Source organism: Pantoea sp. (assembly GCF_028283705.1).
Classification (GTDB): domain Bacteria; phylum Pseudomonadota; class Gammaproteobacteria; order Enterobacterales; family Enterobacteriaceae; genus Pantoea.
This window is the reverse complement of record NZ_JAPWKD010000010.1, coordinates 1-16147: the sequence shown is the minus strand read 5'-3', so window position 1 is coordinate 16147 and position 16147 is coordinate 1. Positions and strand designations below refer to the sequence as shown.

General features: G+C 49.3%; 15 protein-coding genes. 12 read left to right on the top strand and 3 right to left on the bottom strand.

Annotated features, from left to right (window positions below; translation table 11 throughout):
- Nucleotides 1-253 precede the first annotated feature (253 nt).
- Nucleotides 254-739: a CinA family protein gene (locus PW844_RS06855; RefSeq protein ID WP_299449689.1), complete on the top strand. Its 486-nt coding sequence runs from the start codon at nt 254-256 to the stop codon at nt 737-739.
- A gap of 49 nt (nt 740-788) precedes the next feature.
- On the opposite strand, the gene PW844_RS06850 is transcribed toward PW844_RS06855, so the two are convergent.
- A complete protein-coding gene (locus PW844_RS06850) occupies nt 789-1922 on the bottom strand; it encodes a glutathione-independent formaldehyde dehydrogenase (protein ID WP_299449688.1) in 1134 nt (377 codons plus the stop codon).
- Nucleotides 1923-2183: 261 nt separating this feature from the next.
- Between PW844_RS06850 and PW844_RS06845 the strand changes: the two genes are divergently transcribed.
- The 4 genes from PW844_RS06845 to PW844_RS06830 all read left to right on the top strand — a co-directional run bounded on the left by PW844_RS06845 (nt 2184) and on the right by PW844_RS06830 (nt 3728).
- The gene (locus PW844_RS06845) at nt 2184-2351 is read left to right on the top strand and encodes a general stress protein (RefSeq protein ID WP_021185151.1); all 168 of its coding nucleotides are present in this window, start codon (nt 2184-2186) and stop codon (nt 2349-2351) included.
- A 187-nt stretch (nt 2352-2538) separates the two neighbouring features.
- The gene (locus PW844_RS06840; RefSeq protein ID WP_299449687.1) at nt 2539-3012 is read left to right on the top strand and encodes a ferritin-like domain-containing protein; all 474 of its coding nucleotides are present in this window, start codon (nt 2539-2541) and stop codon (nt 3010-3012) included.
- A gap of 24 nt (nt 3013-3036) precedes the next feature.
- Entirely contained in the window at nt 3037-3546 is a 510-nt protein-coding gene (locus PW844_RS06835) for a DUF892 family protein (RefSeq protein WP_299449686.1), read from the top strand.
- A gap of 59 nt (nt 3547-3605) precedes the next feature.
- Nucleotides 3606-3728 carry a hypothetical protein gene (locus tag PW844_RS06830; protein WP_299449685.1) on the top strand — a complete coding sequence of 41 codons (123 nt, stop codon included), beginning with the start codon at nt 3606-3608 and terminating at the stop codon, nt 3726-3728.
- 61 nt (nt 3729-3789) lie between these two features.
- On the opposite strand, the gene PW844_RS06825 is transcribed toward PW844_RS06830, so the two are convergent.
- On the bottom strand, nt 3790-5577 hold the full coding sequence (locus PW844_RS06825) for a thiamine pyrophosphate-requiring protein (RefSeq protein WP_299449757.1): 1788 nt from the start codon (nt 5575-5577) through the stop codon (nt 3790-3792).
- Between the two features lie 1421 nt (nt 5578-6998).
- Here PW844_RS06825 and PW844_RS06820 point away from each other — a divergent pair.
- The 3 genes from PW844_RS06820 (at nt 6999) to PW844_RS06810 (ending at nt 9656) form a co-directional block, all read left to right on the top strand.
- Nucleotides 6999-7166 (top strand): hypothetical protein, encoded by a 168-nt coding sequence (locus PW844_RS06820; protein ID WP_299449684.1) that lies wholly within the window; start codon nt 6999-7001, stop codon nt 7164-7166.
- 182 nt (nt 7167-7348) lie between these two features.
- On the top strand, nt 7349-8290 hold the full coding sequence (repA, locus tag PW844_RS06815; RefSeq protein ID WP_299449683.1) for a plasmid replication initiator RepA: 942 nt from the start codon (nt 7349-7351) through the stop codon (nt 8288-8290).
- Nucleotides 8291-9158: 868 nt separating this feature from the next.
- The gene (locus PW844_RS06810) at nt 9159-9656 is read left to right on the top strand and encodes a hypothetical protein (RefSeq protein ID WP_299449682.1); all 498 of its coding nucleotides are present in this window, start codon (nt 9159-9161) and stop codon (nt 9654-9656) included.
- 13 nt (nt 9657-9669) lie between these two features.
- On the opposite strand, the gene PW844_RS06805 is transcribed toward PW844_RS06810, so the two are convergent.
- Nucleotides 9670-10482 (bottom strand): hypothetical protein, encoded by an 813-nt coding sequence (locus PW844_RS06805; protein ID WP_299449681.1) that lies wholly within the window; start codon nt 10480-10482, stop codon nt 9670-9672.
- A 158-nt stretch (nt 10483-10640) separates the two neighbouring features.
- Here PW844_RS06805 and PW844_RS06800 point away from each other — a divergent pair, with 158 nt between their 5' ends.
- From PW844_RS06800 to PW844_RS06785, 4 genes are all read left to right on the top strand, one after another.
- The gene (locus tag PW844_RS06800; protein ID WP_299449680.1) at nt 10641-11144 is read left to right on the top strand and encodes a phospholipase D-like domain-containing protein; all 504 of its coding nucleotides are present in this window, start codon (nt 10641-10643) and stop codon (nt 11142-11144) included.
- Nucleotides 11145-11243: 99 nt separating this feature from the next.
- The gene (locus PW844_RS06795) at nt 11244-12554 is read left to right on the top strand and encodes a DUF1173 family protein (protein ID WP_299449679.1); all 1311 of its coding nucleotides are present in this window, start codon (nt 11244-11246) and stop codon (nt 12552-12554) included.
- Nucleotides 12555-13043: 489 nt separating this feature from the next.
- A complete protein-coding gene (locus tag PW844_RS06790; protein ID WP_299449678.1) occupies nt 13044-13928 on the top strand; it encodes a RepB family plasmid replication initiator protein in 885 nt (294 codons plus the stop codon).
- Between the two features lie 1338 nt (nt 13929-15266).
- A complete protein-coding gene (locus PW844_RS06785; RefSeq protein WP_299449677.1) occupies nt 15267-15905 on the top strand; it encodes a hypothetical protein in 639 nt (212 codons plus the stop codon).
- The last annotated feature ends 242 nt before the right edge of the window (nt 15906-16147 follow it).

The window sequence follows — 16147 nt, the reverse complement described above, 5'->3', positions numbered from 1 at the left end:
GTGGACCCTATGATTTTAGTCGTAATAAATCGCGTTTCCAGCCAGGCCATTCCGGTTGTTTTATTTCGTCTGACGGTCATTCTCTTAACGTTATGAAATGAGAAGAAGAAAATTCGAAAGTAACGAGATGTTGCTAAAATGATAACTAAGAATAATCTGTTGATTTACCGCATCGCTTATTTCAGTGTCCGGCTTCATTTTTTATCTATAATTTGCTTACGAACAGGTAACAGGGAAATTATTTCGGTGAACTATGAATGAGGAATTAATCAATGCTGCAACGGCCTTAAGTAAAACGCTTTTATCCCACGGGCTGACAGTGACCACCGCAGAGTCGTGCACCTCCGGCTGGGTAGGATCATCGCTGGCCGCGGTGACTGACAGTCGCCGTTTTTACAGCAGCGGATTTATTACCTATTCCGATCGGGCGAAGCAGCGTCTGCTGGGCGTGAGCAGCGAAACATTGCGCCGCTATACCGCCGTGAGTGAACAGGTCGTCCGGGAGATGGCTGAGGGGGCAAAACAGCGCGCGGGTGATGACATCGGGATAGCAGTGAGTGGCTATGCGGGGCCGGACGGCGGTGAAGATGGCACCCCGCCAGGTACTGTCTGGTTTGCCTGGCACTTACCCGGTGACGAGGTCCATACCGCCTGCCGACAATTTGAAGGAAGCAGCGAAGCGGTAGTCCATCAGGCAACACTTTTTTGTCTGGAGGAATTGCGGCAGATGCTGGGGTGATAATGTTGTGGCGGTCACGACCAATAGCAGCGACCGCCTGAGGAACTGATCATGGTTTAAGGATCACTTTGGTCCACCCTTCAGAGCGGTCATCGAAATGCCTGTAACCCTCAGGTGCATCAGCCAGCGCCAGCCGGTGGGAAATAATCTGCCCCGGATGCGCTTTATCCTGAGAAATCAACCGGGCAAGCTGGCGGTTATACGCCTTAACATTGGCCTGGCCGGTGCGAATGGCCTGCCCTTTGAACCAGAAGCTGCCGAAATCGAACGGCATTTTACCCTGTTTTGCCAGCTCAGTTGTCGCGCCGGGATCCTGAGGAACAAACACCCCCACCACGCCAATCCCGCCGGTGGCTTTGGTTGAGGCAACCAGGCAGTTCATTGTCACCGAATTATTCTCATGCCCATGTTTATCGCAGCATTGATATCCCACACATTCACAGCCGCAGTCGGTACCGCGCCCCTCCGTCAGATCCAGAATTTTTTGTACGGCTTCTTCTGCTGGCGCATTAATCGTAATGGCTCCCATTTTTTCCGCCAGGGCCAGGCGGTCCTGATGGGTATCAATCACAAAAACCTGCGAAGCACCTTTGATCATGGCTGAATGTGCAGCCATTAAACCAACGGGTCCGGCACCATAAATCGCCACACTCTCACCAGGACGTAACCCTGCCAGCTCGGTAGCATGCCAGCCGGTGGGAAAAATGTCAGACAACATGACATAGTCCTCTTCCTTTTCGACCGCATCCGGTGGCAGCAGCAGACAATTGAAATCAGCAAAAGGCACACGCAATAGCTCAGCCTGCCCCCCGTCCCAGGGACCCATTTCAGCAAATCCATAAGCCGCCCCAGCGGAACCGGGGTTCGCCGTGAGACAAAAACCGGTCAGCCCTTTTTCACAGTTTTCACAAAAACCACAACCTACGTTGAAAGGCATACAAACATAATCGCCCACCTTAATCCTTTCAACGCCGCTGCCAATTTCAACGACCTGGCCGAGGTTCTCATGACCGAAAATTTTTCCCTCTTCAAAGCTGGTTCTTCCCTCATACATATGAAGATCGGAACCACAAATATTGGTGGTGGTAATACGGACTAAGACGTCCGTTGGACGAACAATTTTCGCATCCGGTACATTTTTTACCGTTACGTCATAAGGCCCGTTATAGACAATTGCTTTCATGGTTTATGTTCCTCACAGGATGATTTAATAAAATCAGCGTTATAAATTAACAAGCGGAGCGAAGATCTTTACAAAGTAAAAATACTGCTTACACAACCTATTAAAAATCAAGCATGGCATAATATGGAAAACAAACAAAATAAATGAGGTATTTCACTTGCGTATTATCATTTCCTGGTTAGGCTTTAAATTGAACGACGCGCATGACAACAAAGAGAGTATTTATTGTCATGTATATTATACTCATGAAGAGGTATTATTATGACTCAGCACAGAGGCGGTTCAGGAAATTTCGCAGAAGACAAAGAGAAAGCGTCTGAAGCGGGTAAAAAAGGCGGACAGCACAGCGGGGGTAATTTCAAAAACGACCGTGAAAAAGCTTCTGAGGCCGGTAAAAAAGGCGGCCAGAACAGTAATCGCGGCTCCTGAATAAAATTACCGCTCCGGTAATGTTCAGATTTCGGCAGGGATGCTGAAAGTCATATGAAAATACTATAATTTTCAATACCTTGAAATAAATTAAAAACATATCATTATCTATCGTGAAAGACACTTTAGCCCTGGAAACAAACCATCTTCACTCCCATTTCTGCTTATTCCTCTGGAGTCGTTTATTATGAAAGTGGAAACATTAATAGAACTATTCATTCATGACCTCTCAGATATCTACAGCGCTGAAAAACAAATTACACGCGCTTTACCTAAGATGGCGCGAGCGGCAACCGACCCCGACCTTATTAATGCTTTTCAGCTGCATCTGGAAGAAACGCAGGGACACATTGAACGCCTTGATAACGTTGTCGAAAGCCATGAAGAGTTGCGCATCACGAGAATGAAATGCCATGCGCTCGAAGGTTTAGCCGAAGAAGCACAGGAAATTATTGAAAGTGTTGTTGCAGGTCCGGTAAGGGATGCCGGTCTTATTGGTGCGGCGCAAAAAGTTGAGCATTATGAGATTGCTACGTATGGAACTCTCATCGCGATGGCCAAAAAACTGGGTCTGAACAAAGCAGCTACTTTACTTGCTGAAACGCTTGAAGAAGAAAAAAGTACGGATGTTAAATTAACTGAAATAGCCGAGCAGCATTAATCTGTTGCTAACAAGGAGTAAATTATGTCTTCTTCACTTTCTCATTATCATGACTGGCTGAAAGATGCGCATGCAATGGAAAAGCAGGCCGAATCCATGCTTGAGCAAATGGCTAAACGTCTGGAAAACTACCCTGAACTGAGGGTTCGCATTGAACAGCATCTGGAAGAAACCCGACAGCAGCAGGCTGTGCTTGAAACTATTCTTGATCGCCAGGGTATTGCCCACTCAAGTATTAAGGATGTAATGGGAAAAATGGCCGCGATGGGACAGGCTTTTGGCGGCATTTTTACCGAGGATGAGGTAGTGAAGGGTGCAATAAGCGGGTATGTTTTTGAAAATGCGGAAATAGCAAGCTATATGAGCCTTATCGAGACGGCAGCTCAGGTGGGTGACGATGAGAGCATTCCTCTCCTGAAGCAAATATGCGAACAGGAACTGGCTATGTCGGACTGGCTGGTCAGTTATCTGCCTGAACTCACTCAGCAATTTCTGATAAGAGGTGAAGAGACTGGAGTAGAAGCAAAACGGTAAGAGCTAATGGTTTAACCTGGCTGACATACCCTTCATTCAGCTTATAGGAGGTGAGCGTTATGACCGATCGTCCTGTTGAAGGTGACCACCCGGACTACAATCCGCGTAAAGAATCGCCTGATAAAAAGCTAAAAGATGATGAAAAAAATGCACCGGAGTCAGGCGACAAACAACCTGACTGACTGTTAAACCGCCGAGAGGCGGTTTACTATTTTTTGCCAGCCAGCTCCGGAGACGATGCACTTATTGATCCCGTTTTTTTGAGAACAACTGGCTGGCAGTGTCCCGGATGACCTGAGATGCACCGCGGTCGCCTTTAGCCATGGATGACATAAACGCTTTAGCCTGCTTAAAAGTAATATGCGGCGGCAGAGGAGCCACTTCCGGATCCGTTTTAACTTCGAGCAATACAGGACGATCAGCGCTGAGGGCATGCTGCCAGGTGCTGGTTAGTTGCTCCGGATCGTCAACGTAGATGCCTCTCAGCCCCAGCGACTCGGCAAACTCGGCATATTTAACGTCAGGCAGCTGCTGTGTGGCTTCAAAACGGGGATTACCTTCCATCACGCGCTGCTCCCAGGTTACCTGATTCAGATCCTGATTATTAAACACGCATATGATGAGGCGCTTATCCGCCCACTGCTGCCAGTATTTCTGGATGGTGATCAGTTCCGCCATGTTATTCATCTGCATCGCCCCATCCCCTACCAGTGCCACGACCGGGCGTTCAGGATGGGCAAATTTTGCCGCTATGGCATAGGGAACAGCAGCCCCCATGCAGGCAAGACCGCCTGACAATGTGGCACGTTGTCCCTGCCTGACGCGATAGTCGCGCGCAAACCAGTTGGCACAGGAACCGGAATCTGATGTGACAATGGTGTTGTCAGGCAGCTGCGAAGACATCTCCCAGACGACACGCTGAGGATTAACAGGGTTAGCGGCGGCAAACGCACGCTCCTCGATTTGTTTCCACCATTCCTGGACTTGTAGTGCAATGCTCTCCTGCCATTTGCGATCTTCTTTATGAGACAGGAGAGGTAACAATGCGCGAAGGGTTTCCGCAGCATCACCGTGGAGATTGACCTCGCAGGGGTAACGTAATCCAAGCATGGCTGGATCGATATCAATCTGCACGGCACGCGCCTGTCCTTCTTTTGGCAGAAATTCTGTCCAGGGGAAACCGCTGCCAACCATCAGCAGGGTATCGCAGTGCTGCATCATCTCCCAGGAAGGTTTCGTACCCAACAGACCAATTGAGCCTGTGACAAAAGGCGCATCATCCGGCAGGACATCTTTGCCTAGTAAAGCTTTGGCTACGCCAGCGCCCAGTACATTCGCTGCCTGTACAATCTCAACGGCGGCCCCACGCGCACCTGAGCCAATGAGGATTGCAACCTTTTTCCCCGCATTGAGTACCGCTGCCGCACGCTGTAGGTCTGCGTCATAGGGAATGACCTTTGGCCGCTGGTATCCGCTTCCGGAGTGAGTGAATCCATGAAGATGTGGCGGAGCCAGCCACTCTTCATCCTGAATATCTTTAGGAATAATCACTACCGCCACGCCATTCTGCGCTTTGGCAATGCGCACGCCCCGATCGATAAGGTGACGTACCTGGGCAGATGAGGCAGCCTCCTGTACGAAGTTCGCCACATCCGAGAAAACGCGATCTAAATTCATTTCCTGCTGATAGCTGGCACCTCTGGCTGTAGCCTCTGCCTGACCCGCAATGGCCAGCACGGGAACGTGATCCATTTTTGCATCATACAATCCCGTCAGGAGATGCGTTGCTCCCGGGCCTCCGGTAGAGAGGCAAACACCCAGTTCACCGGTAAATTTGGCGTGTCCGGCAGCCATAAAGGCCGCCATTTCTTCATGGCGTACCTGGATAAACTCGATTCCCTTACCTTTTTCATTAGCACGCTGAATAGCCCCCAGCACGCCATTTATACCGTCGCCAGGATAACCATATATGCGAGTAACACCCCACTCTTTCAGGCGCTGAACAAAGAAGTCGCTGGTTTTCATGCTCATCATGGTTTTTCCTTCTTCAGGTCATGTGAACCTAAAGCATAGACGATGAGGCTGACTGAACTGCCCGCTGATGCACGTCCCGGGAATGAATTATCCTGTGACACTGCCCCGAACCCCGTGCTATTCAGGAACAGAATTCCATTCCTTCAGGGCATGGCCAGTGAAACTGCGGCTGATGCGCACAAAAGCCTCTCGTCGGGTATTTTTATGAAATAGCATTACCCGAATCCGAAATATAATGAAGGTCGCAATCCTGTCTGAGGCGCTGCATTCTGCACACATCTCTCTTGTTGAATTTTCTGGATGCTCACAAGGAAAAATGCTCGTGCCGACCGTGTGAGAAATGTGGGGGGAATCCTGGTCAACAAAGAGCAGGACAGCACAGTCTATGGGGGGCATCATCATGGAGCATACGGGTAAATCAGTCCCGGTCTGACGCTGAAGCTCAGGATGCAGGAGCGGCTGGCTGACAAATGTGCTATTTCCGTATCGATGTGGTGGTCGGCCGCGAGCATGAAAAGGCTGCCATGGAGTGATTCCGCCGCTGTCTTTCATCAGCCGAAACATTTGCACTTTCAGTGAAGCGGAAATCACGATTTTTCCGAAATAGACGGTACAAAGGCCGACAGGATCACCGGCCGAGTGTCACAAAAAATGGCGGAAATTGTAAATTAAAAACTCTAAATCTGCTCACTGCCTAAACGAAACCGGTACCCGCGCAGCTGCGGGTGGCCAAAGACTGTCTCGCCACGCATGCCTTGCGTGTGCTGTCCGCTTGCTCCGGGTTTGACAGAGCGGAGCCATTTGCAGACGGATGGTGCAAACGGCCTGGCGTCCGGAAACATCGGCAACGTAATAACGCCACTGGGTGAGCTGGCAGACTGCTTCTTCCTTAAACCAGGACGGTAATCGTGGCGCGACACAGGCAATTGCGATGCTTAATAAATAACGCAGACGAGTCTATGGTTGAAGAAGCACTCCGTATCTGAACTGCTGAGCAGGCAATGATGCCCTCCAATTTGTATATTCTTCATGCTGCGGGACTGTATATCCCTCCTAATCTGCGCGACAGATGAATTGCAGTCGCGCTGACAATAATAAAGTCGTCCGTTTGGTAAGACCTTTGCGTCATAAACACACCGGATCTGAACAGGTCACTTTTTATCTGTTTTAGCGGACTGTGCGTTCAGGCTGTTCGTTCCTCGCTTTACTGCGGTACGCCTCAGCCTGAACGCACAGCCCGTTGCTTTAAAATAAGGGCAGACCGTTTTAATAATCATATTTTCTCTTATGAACGGGATCAGTCTCAGTCAGGCCGGGAGTCAGAATTTGGGTTAAGGTGAATATGTCTTGTAAAACCGGGACCAAATTTTGTAAATGGCGTGTTTTTTTAATCACCTGAGTTCATTCAGGGATAATCTGTGCTGGATTTAACCGTATCAGGTGGGTATGATTTTCATCATTCGCCGGGCGGCGATCAATTTAATCCCTATCGGAATACTGTGGTGGTTGACGATAGGGATGTGCGAAACCTGTGGCCGGACATGCGCGGCGCGGGGAAGATTTACGTGGATGGGACGTATCCGTAAAACGTCCAGGGTACAGGGTCTTCCGGTTTTACCGGACCCTGAATGCAAGAACCCCCCGACTCTGTCATCAACTTGGCGGAAGAGTCAGAATCGAGGGGTTACGAAGCAGGCTTTGGCCTGTGAAGGATTATAACGCATGCAATTCATAAGACAAGCTCTGCCCGCCATAAGTCCGGGACAGAGTGAATGACCAGATTTTAATCGGGTTATATCTCCCGACCTCCGGAAAAGACGGACGCCATCGCGGCGATCATTCCGTTGCCTGTAAATGCACAAATCCTGAATGGTTTGCGCCTGATGATTACAAGCGTCTGCCAGGGCAGATGGGCTATGCCATGAGCCGCCTCGTTATCAGAGACAAGCGCACCGGTAAAATGACGCTGCGCCAGCGAATGTCCCGTCATCCTTACTTTGTTCAGCTGCGTGACATCGCCGGACGTAAACGGGATTTCCGGCCGGAAAAACAGGCGCTTTATGACGCAATAACCCCCCTGCTCGTTCAGCGTGCCGATCTGGCCACGTCAGTCGTAACGTTCAATGGCAGCAGGCTGGCTGATGAGCTCAGTCCGAAAGATGAAAACGGTGACGTTGTTCCTGAAACGCGCGTTGAGCCGTGCCGGCTCTCCCGCCTGTTTGAGGAATGGGAGCGTTTCGGGCTGATTGAAAGACCGGATCTGGAAACGGACCCGGTGACGGGCTACTGCATGCCGCGACATATTGTGCTGACAGACCAGTTCTGGAAACTGTGCGGCATCGACATGAACAAATTCCTGGCAGAGCGTAACGTCCGCCTTGCTGCTGAGGCTGATGGTATCATTGAGCCTGGTACGTATGATTCCGTTCGTGCTGCCCGCCGGCGCTGGTACGAAAATATGCGCATGGCCACGTTACTGAAGCGCCGGGAAAAAGCGTCTAAAGAGAAGCGCCGTAAACGTCTGGGAAAACTGTCGATTGACGACAGGCGCAATGCGATGGCCAAGCTGCTGCGGGCCCGCCCGGCACGTGAGTGGATGCATCTTCCCCCGGAAGATTTCGACCGGCTGGTATGGAAATGCCTGCGGCAGCTGGATCTGGGTCTGGACTATGAACCTGTACCCCGTGACATACCCGATTTAGTTCACTGACAGCACCATCTCAATATAGACCGCCTTGACTGGCGGTAAAGGTGTTTGTGCCGAGTCCCGAATGCGAATGTCTGAACGCTGAAACCTGGTATTTTTCCTGCCGAAACGACTAAAGTGACTGCTCCGGAGGTCGCTGAATTTTTTTATTCACAGTTACCCGCAATCAATATCTTGATGTTACCTGCAGACAGAACCCTTACTACCCGCAAGATATTCCTGACTTACGTCAGAAAGAAATTATCAAAAAGATAAATAAGGTTTTCATTCAGGCTCCTCACGTTGATAAATAATGCCTTCGCTCGCAACGGTCGCAGACGACCGTGCCGCTCAGAATCAGAAGTAGCCCCCGCCGATGGCGGGTCCCGGGCAGAGTATTTAGTTACAACAAACATTAAGTCACTGTAAACAGCTTACTCGAGTAAGTCTGATACCTTTTGCCCCTCTCTTCCATTGAAAAGCCGCCCCCGCCCCGGGCCTCTGGCCCGGAACTGGTGTGGCTGTCATAACGGATGCTGTAACTATGACTTTTAGCCGCTGTTATTCCGGACCGCTGAACAGTTCTTTTGTCTTCGACCATCTGACAAATTAACCGCTTAAAGGCCGCTGCTTAAACAGCGTCAGGCAGGAGATGGGGTGAATTTCGCAACCATCGGGTCTGTGACCGGCTTTGCCGGGTCACCGGTGCCGGCTGACTTCAGAGCTGTCCTCAACAGTTTCTGGCACCTCCATGCCGCTGACGCGGCATTCAGGGACAGGCTGCGCACTGCTCGCCAGCCTGACAGGAACTCTGTTCATTAATGTCATCAACTTATTCTCAATATGGACGATACCAGGGATACATGTAAGAAACCTGATAAGGAAAAAAGGATTGAAAGCGTTAACTGGTCTTACTCTTGTGGCGGGTCTTGTTCTTGCCGGTTGTTCTTCACAGTCCGCTAATCACAAAACGCTTTACCTGAAAACAGCAATGCAGTCTTCTGTATCCGGCCTGGCAGGGTACAGCGATCCGGTAGCTGACATGCTCAGGGAAAGCGACATCCGCCATGTACGGCTTTACACACTGAAACCTCAGGCGTGTAAAACTTTCCAGGATAACCTCGAGAGAAAACTCACTGCCGCCACAATGTATATCGACCTGGTTGAGGACAAAACTGGTTATAACGCTGAAATCAGCGGCGAGATTAATTATTACGACACTCAGCACTATGTGAATGGTTTACTAACGGGTGACGTCGTCAAATCAGTCCCTGTACCGTTGCGGAAGGTTTCTTTATCGGTCGGAAAACCGGTAAGCCTTGAGTTGCCCCGCGGCATTCGATTTAGTGCACAGCTTTCCGGTGATGCATTTTCCGGCACCACTTACTGATTCTGAATCAGGGCTACGGCTCAGTGTCTTTTCTGCGATGGTATCCGGCTGCGCAGGCACAGTCCTTTTTATAACTTCTTATGACCGCTTTATTTCGGTCGTTAAGCAATCTTAGCTTCTTCGTTGCATACGCTGAGTACAGTGAACACCTCACCACAATGCCGGTGTTACGGAGCGTTTCTCTTCTGAGGAAGGAGGCAATATCACCGGTTATCTTCTTCACGCAGTGCTGCTGATGCCGACAGGTATCTGAAAAAAAACGTCCCGGACTGCCCTGTTCTCTCTCAACCCGCAGACCCGGAACTGACTGGCGGACAGACATGATGTAAAACCGGAGCACATCAGTTATGACATCGGCATTTCTTACAACGCCGGGCTCGGGTTTTCCGGATGTACCACTTCCATCAGACTCAGGCTGGCCATCCTCCGCAGTCGGATGTTCTGCGTTCATGACAGTTCCGGCGCTTACGTCAGGACTGCTACTGACAGGCAACTCATTCCGTTCCGGGATAAGGCCTGACTGCGCCGGTGACGCCATCATTTCCTCATAGGCTATCCAGTCTTCCTGCATCTGCTGCGGATGTCTGCGAACAGGGATTTTTCTCTCTGCCCGTGCCTGATAACCACTATTGCGGGACCGTGCTGCCTGTAACAACGTCTGCTGCACCCATAACCAGAAAGCCCGACCTGTATGCGGTGTTACGCTGTAACCTGCTTTTTTCATTATTTTCCGCGCGACGCCTTCGTGCCATCCCCGAATCAGTGCAAATGCACCGTGAATATCTCCCCTGGACGTCAGGATATTTATTTCATGAAACTTATTCATTCAACAGGCTCCTTTATCTGACTGGAGATAAATCGGCAGTACTCATAAATCTTTTAGTGCAAATATGTTATTATTTATTAATGACAACGTAGCTAAATAACCTGTTAACATCAATTAACACCTATAATAACCACCTGATTTTTGACATTCTTAATAATATGAGAAAAAGGTTAATTATATCTGCCACGATCACGATTTCCGCATTTTCATACCATGTATCTGCGACTGTTTCTGCAGGATTTTCACCCGGAGGAACCGCACTTGATCTGGTACTGACTTTCATCAGAGGTGCAGACACGACAATCGATATTGCTGCCTATGATCTCACCAGCGTCCCTGTCGCGCAGTCACTGTCAGACACGACTGAGCATGGTGTGGCAGTCCGGCTTGTGGCTGACGAAAAGAAAAGTTGCGGCCTCTGGTCAGGCGTGAATGTAAGAATAAATAGTATGTTCAGTATTATGCATAATAAGTTCATTATTGCCGATGATAACAGAATTGAAACAGGTTCTTTCAATTTCACATCATCAGCAGAAAAACGGAATACGGAAAATGCTGTTGTGATCTCCGGTGAGCCAGGAATATATTCACAGTATCAGACGAAATTTAAACGTCTATGGAATGAATCGGTACCGGTCACCTGCAAAAATTATAACTACTGACCTTGATACAGGAAAAAATCAGCATCCATATAAATCATTTTCATTTATTTTTATTTCATCCAAAACTGGTGTTAATAACGATGCCACAGGAGATTCATAATGGCCGGAAAGCAGATTTACCCGGTGAGATTTACCGGGCGACGCGGCACCACGTATTGTGATGCGTCCTTCAGAACGGAACACAGCGAGCAATGGCAACGCTGGCTGAAATACGTGCGTGATAACAAGACAACCACAATGGTAACCTGCTGCTGCCTGCCAGAAGAAACGGATGTGGTTCGGCGGAGGTTGAAGGTGCACCTTTCGCAGAGCACAGACCAGTGCTGGCTCTCATCATACTCGTTTACCGGATACGAACATGCACCGGATTGTCGTTTTTACTCTGTATGGCCAGATGATCAGCAGGCCGCCATTTACACCGCAGACGTGGTGAAGTCATCGACAGACGGCACACTCGTTATACGTTTACCTACCGGCCTTCAGAAAAAAGTAGCTCCTGAGAGTGGTTCTGAAAAGGAAGTGCTAAAAACCATTCCCGGTAAACGACGGAAGCAAAGCTCAATGCAGCTGACCGGGTTGCTGCACCTGCTGTGGGAACAATCCGGCATTAATGTCTGGCATCCGGCTTTTGACAGGAAGAAGCGTAATTCTGGTTGGGTCAGCTGGCGTCTGAATGAAACGGCCACCCGAATCCGTATAGGGCGACTACCGCTGAAGGATTCGCTGCTGCTGATGTCCATGAATAACACCCGGCAGGCTGATGACAACCGTCAGCGTGTACGGGCAGCAGAGAAATCCTTACGTCGTTTGATAATTATCTCGCAGCTGGCCTCTTGGAGCGACGCAGCAGATGAACGTATTGAGCACACTCTGCCTCTGGGACTCTTTTCCGGGTTCCCGGCACTGGAACTGCCGGAAGATGTGCTATCGCGTCTGAAATACAGCTATGCGCGCGAGCTCGCAAGCTGGCGTCGGGGGGCCCGGGTTATCGTTATCTGCGAAACAGAGCCACCGGAAACTACATTTACACGTATTGAAGGACGTAACGTTCCGCACAGCAGCTGCAGGGTTATCGATGCAGCTCTGATGGTGGTAAGTCACCGTTATATTCCACTGGATTCAGGTTATGAGGGGTTGATCGAGGAACGGTTATGGCAGGATCAGCGTGCTTTTATAAAGCCACTGCGTTATGACGGTGAAGCCGATGTTTTTCCTGACTTTATTCTGACTGATGTATGCGGAAACGATGCTCTCCCAATGGAAGTTTTCGGACTGAGCACACCAGAGTACCTTAAGCGCAGGCAGGAAAAGGTAACGTATTATGATGCAGAATACGGCCCGGGCCACTGGTGGTACTGGGATGCATATGCTGACCCGAATGGTGAATCTGTACCTCCATTTCCTGATTAAAATTCCTGGTGCAAGCCATAGAGGCTTAAAGATAACCATTACGAAGCAGGAGGATGATTAACCTATTTGAGCTTCAGGTAGGTCATGTTTCAGTTCAGTACGTCCCGGACAATGATCAGGACACTTTCATTTCTGCAAGTGGGGCAGTGATGTGCTGAACCATTATATTATCAGTGAGACAGGAGTGTGGCTTACTCTGTTTTTATCAACATATCCACTGGATAGATCATTTCTTTTAAGTTCATAAGAGATCAATAAGAGGACAATGTAAGATCCTAAAAGATCACTGAGCTTATATCCCTATGATATTCAATAAAAAACAGTCATTCCGGGTATTTACTTTCATGATTAAAGTATTCACTTTCATGGAAAAGGTCTCTACTTTCATGAGTCGGGTATTTACTTTCATGGAAAAGGTCTCTACTTTCATGTTATAAGGGTATTTACTTTCATGAATACTCGATCTTTCAGACCTGGGGATGTGGATAAGTGGGAAACGACAATAAAGTCATAGACATAAATCACCCTTTTTCCATTGTCAAAAAGGATTCAGAAACAGTTTATCTACTGGAGCCGAACAGCAATAAGACCGTTCAGCCGGTTGCGCTGCTGCGACTTAGTGTCTTCACGCCCGTTGCGCCGAAGGAAAAAGGTAAACGTGACTTTTTGATCGACGCTTCTGAAGAACTCTCCAGTCTCGAGGTTGCCCGGCGCGAAGGCTATACGGACATCAAGATCCAGGGCGCAAAACTGAGCATGTCCACTGATTTCAAGACATGGATTGGGATCATAATGGCATTTACAACATATGGTTACAGCAGTGAAACCATCCGTCTGCCATTTACCGAATTCGCCAAAATGTGTGGCATCAAATCCTCTGATCTTAATGCCCGATCCCGTAAACGCCTGCATGACTCCCTCTTCAGCATTTCCAGTGTGACGCTTGCCTTCAGCAGTAAAGACGGCAAAAAATCAATGTTTTCCCACCTGGTGCAGAGCGCAGTGCTCAACATGAATACCGATACCGTTGAGATCACGGCCGACAAGAACCTCTGGGAGTTGTATCGGTACGATCACAAAGTACTGCTGGGATTGAAGGCTCTCTCTGAACTCTCCCGTAAAGAGGCTGCGCAGTCACTCTATATTTACTTTGAAAGCATGCCTGCAGGTACCCTGTTTATCTCAATGAAGCGCCTCAGGGAGCGTCTGGCGATGGGATCTCCCGTTAAGCTGCAGAACTCCATCATACGGCGTGCAATGGCCGATCTTAAAAAGATAGGCTACATAGACTTCACAGAACTCAAGAAGGGACGTGAGATCCAGTTTGTTATCAACAGCCGTTCTCCCAAACTCCAGGCGTTACCCGGTCACTGATCTCTTCAACGGTATTCACTTTCCTGTCCCCTCCCGAAAAGGTATTCACTTTCATGCAGACCCCGTCCGTAGGTCTCTGCTTTCATGCTTATCGAATCTGAGGTATCTACTTTCATGCAGGCCTGGTGGAAAAGGTATTCACTTTCATGCTGGACTACTTTCCGGAGTATGGCTTCCATGAAAGTAGATACCTTTAATCTCTCAACGGGAGGGGTATTACATGCAAGTAGATACCTTTTCCTCCAGTGGCTCTTGTCGTGTCATGAAAGTGAATACCCTAAATTGGCTGAGGAACGTATTTGTCTGTCTGTGCATGAAAGTAAATACCCTTACATGCAAGTGAATACCTTTTGCAGGAAGTCTGATGGAGGATTGTGATAATAAGTGAGCACTCACCATCAATTAGGTATCTGTTATCATTGGCATCATAGCTACTTTTTTATAAAAGACGTCATTAGCGAATGACCCTGCTTCACCAGGGTATTCGGTGTTGGCAATGTTCCAGTTCGCTTCAATCCGGACTCATTTACGCTGCCATAAAATGCCGGAGAGCCCAACCGATGCACATCAGGACAGTATTCAGTTACCTGCAGAATTCGGGGGCATTGCAGGTTTAAGCCTTCTGCATGAAACTGAATACCTTCTCAGGCGCTTCGCTACAACGTCACTTTTCGGCATAATTCCTGTATTCACAACGACGTATCTGGCAGGAACGCATATGGATGCAACCAGAATTCTCACATCAGTATTCTCTGCTATGGGTAAGCTGCTCGATTACTGTCTCAACAGAAAGCAGCTACAACGACACACGGCTGAGGCTGCCTCGAAGTTAGTCAGTGTGCTGGACAGGTATGTCAGGGACTGTGCTGCTGCATCAGATGACGGTTACTTGCCGGGGGCGAACCCCTAGTAGAATGACTACCGTAACCGAAAAGAACAGTGTGCGGATCCGGTTCTGGCTCTCCCGGATATTCCGGGCTGGAATCTTTTACCACTTCGTTACACAGACGGCGTACGGGACATCGAACACAGGCAGAATGATATTTCAGACGTTCTCCAGGAGGCATTTGAGGGGGATTTCGGTGCCCTGGATGAATACTTTGCAGAGAGGCAGCGTGTCTTTGCAGAACTGGGATTTCGTGCGACGCTGCTATCCCGTGATCTGCGAGCAGAATATGACCTGATGCCTCCTTCCGTGAGGCACAGGGAACGGGAAACGCTTTTAGAAAAAACACTGCAGTACCATGATGGTTTCAGCATCCGACTGCGAAGAAGTGAGAGGCGTATAGCCCGCCAGGCCAGGATGTCAGAGCAAAATGATAATCAGAGGGACGGATAATGGATTTAAAGGATGTGCTCACACCACTCGTTACGCTTGCAGCACGCTTTACATTACGCAATGAGATAAGCAAAAAGGCACTGGAAATCCGCACCGCTAGGCTGGAGAGTATTGCTGCCGAATGCAGCGATGTACTGACGGAGCTTCTGAATTACGCGGGAACCGTTGCGCATCAGGTTGAGATACAATTCAGGATGGCAGGCGAAGCGTACGGTATGGAGATGACACCGTCTGACCTTCGCATTCCGGTATCAGCTCTGGATCACTGGATTGACGAAAGTAACCGGACCGTAGATCCTGCAAGGCTGCGTCATTGCAGGCATCAGCTGGCTTTTCACCGACCAGATGAGGTACTCCGCTGGGATCAGGTCGTGCTTCCTCTTATTGGTACACTGAACGACTTCATGATGATATCCATGCCCGGCGAACCCATGCGTGATATGAAAGGAATGACCCGCAACGGAATCGAAGCGCTTGAATTCCGGAAAACCGTCAACGAGCAGATGCTGGACGTCGGGCAGTTCCGGAAAGCGCTGACCGCCCTTCTTCTTTCTGCTGAATTCGTGCCGTTGACGCGACCGTCGCCCTCACTCGCTGGTCAGTTTATTGCGTGGTGCCGTATTCGCTGCAACTTCTGATAACCTCTGTGCCAGGTCCCTGCTTTTCGGAGGATGCTGGCACATCAGGTTGCCCGCAATTGAATTCCCTCAGTCTGGCCTCAAGTGTATCCGTCATTGCAGGCGGCGGTACGGATGTAAACAGCAGCCACGGCAACCACCAGAAGGCGGTAAGCGCAAAAAGCAGCGGTGCGGCAAATTCGAACCCAAACTAAACGCGAAAAACCCGGTCGCCAGGAAGACCATCACCGTGTTCACGAGGG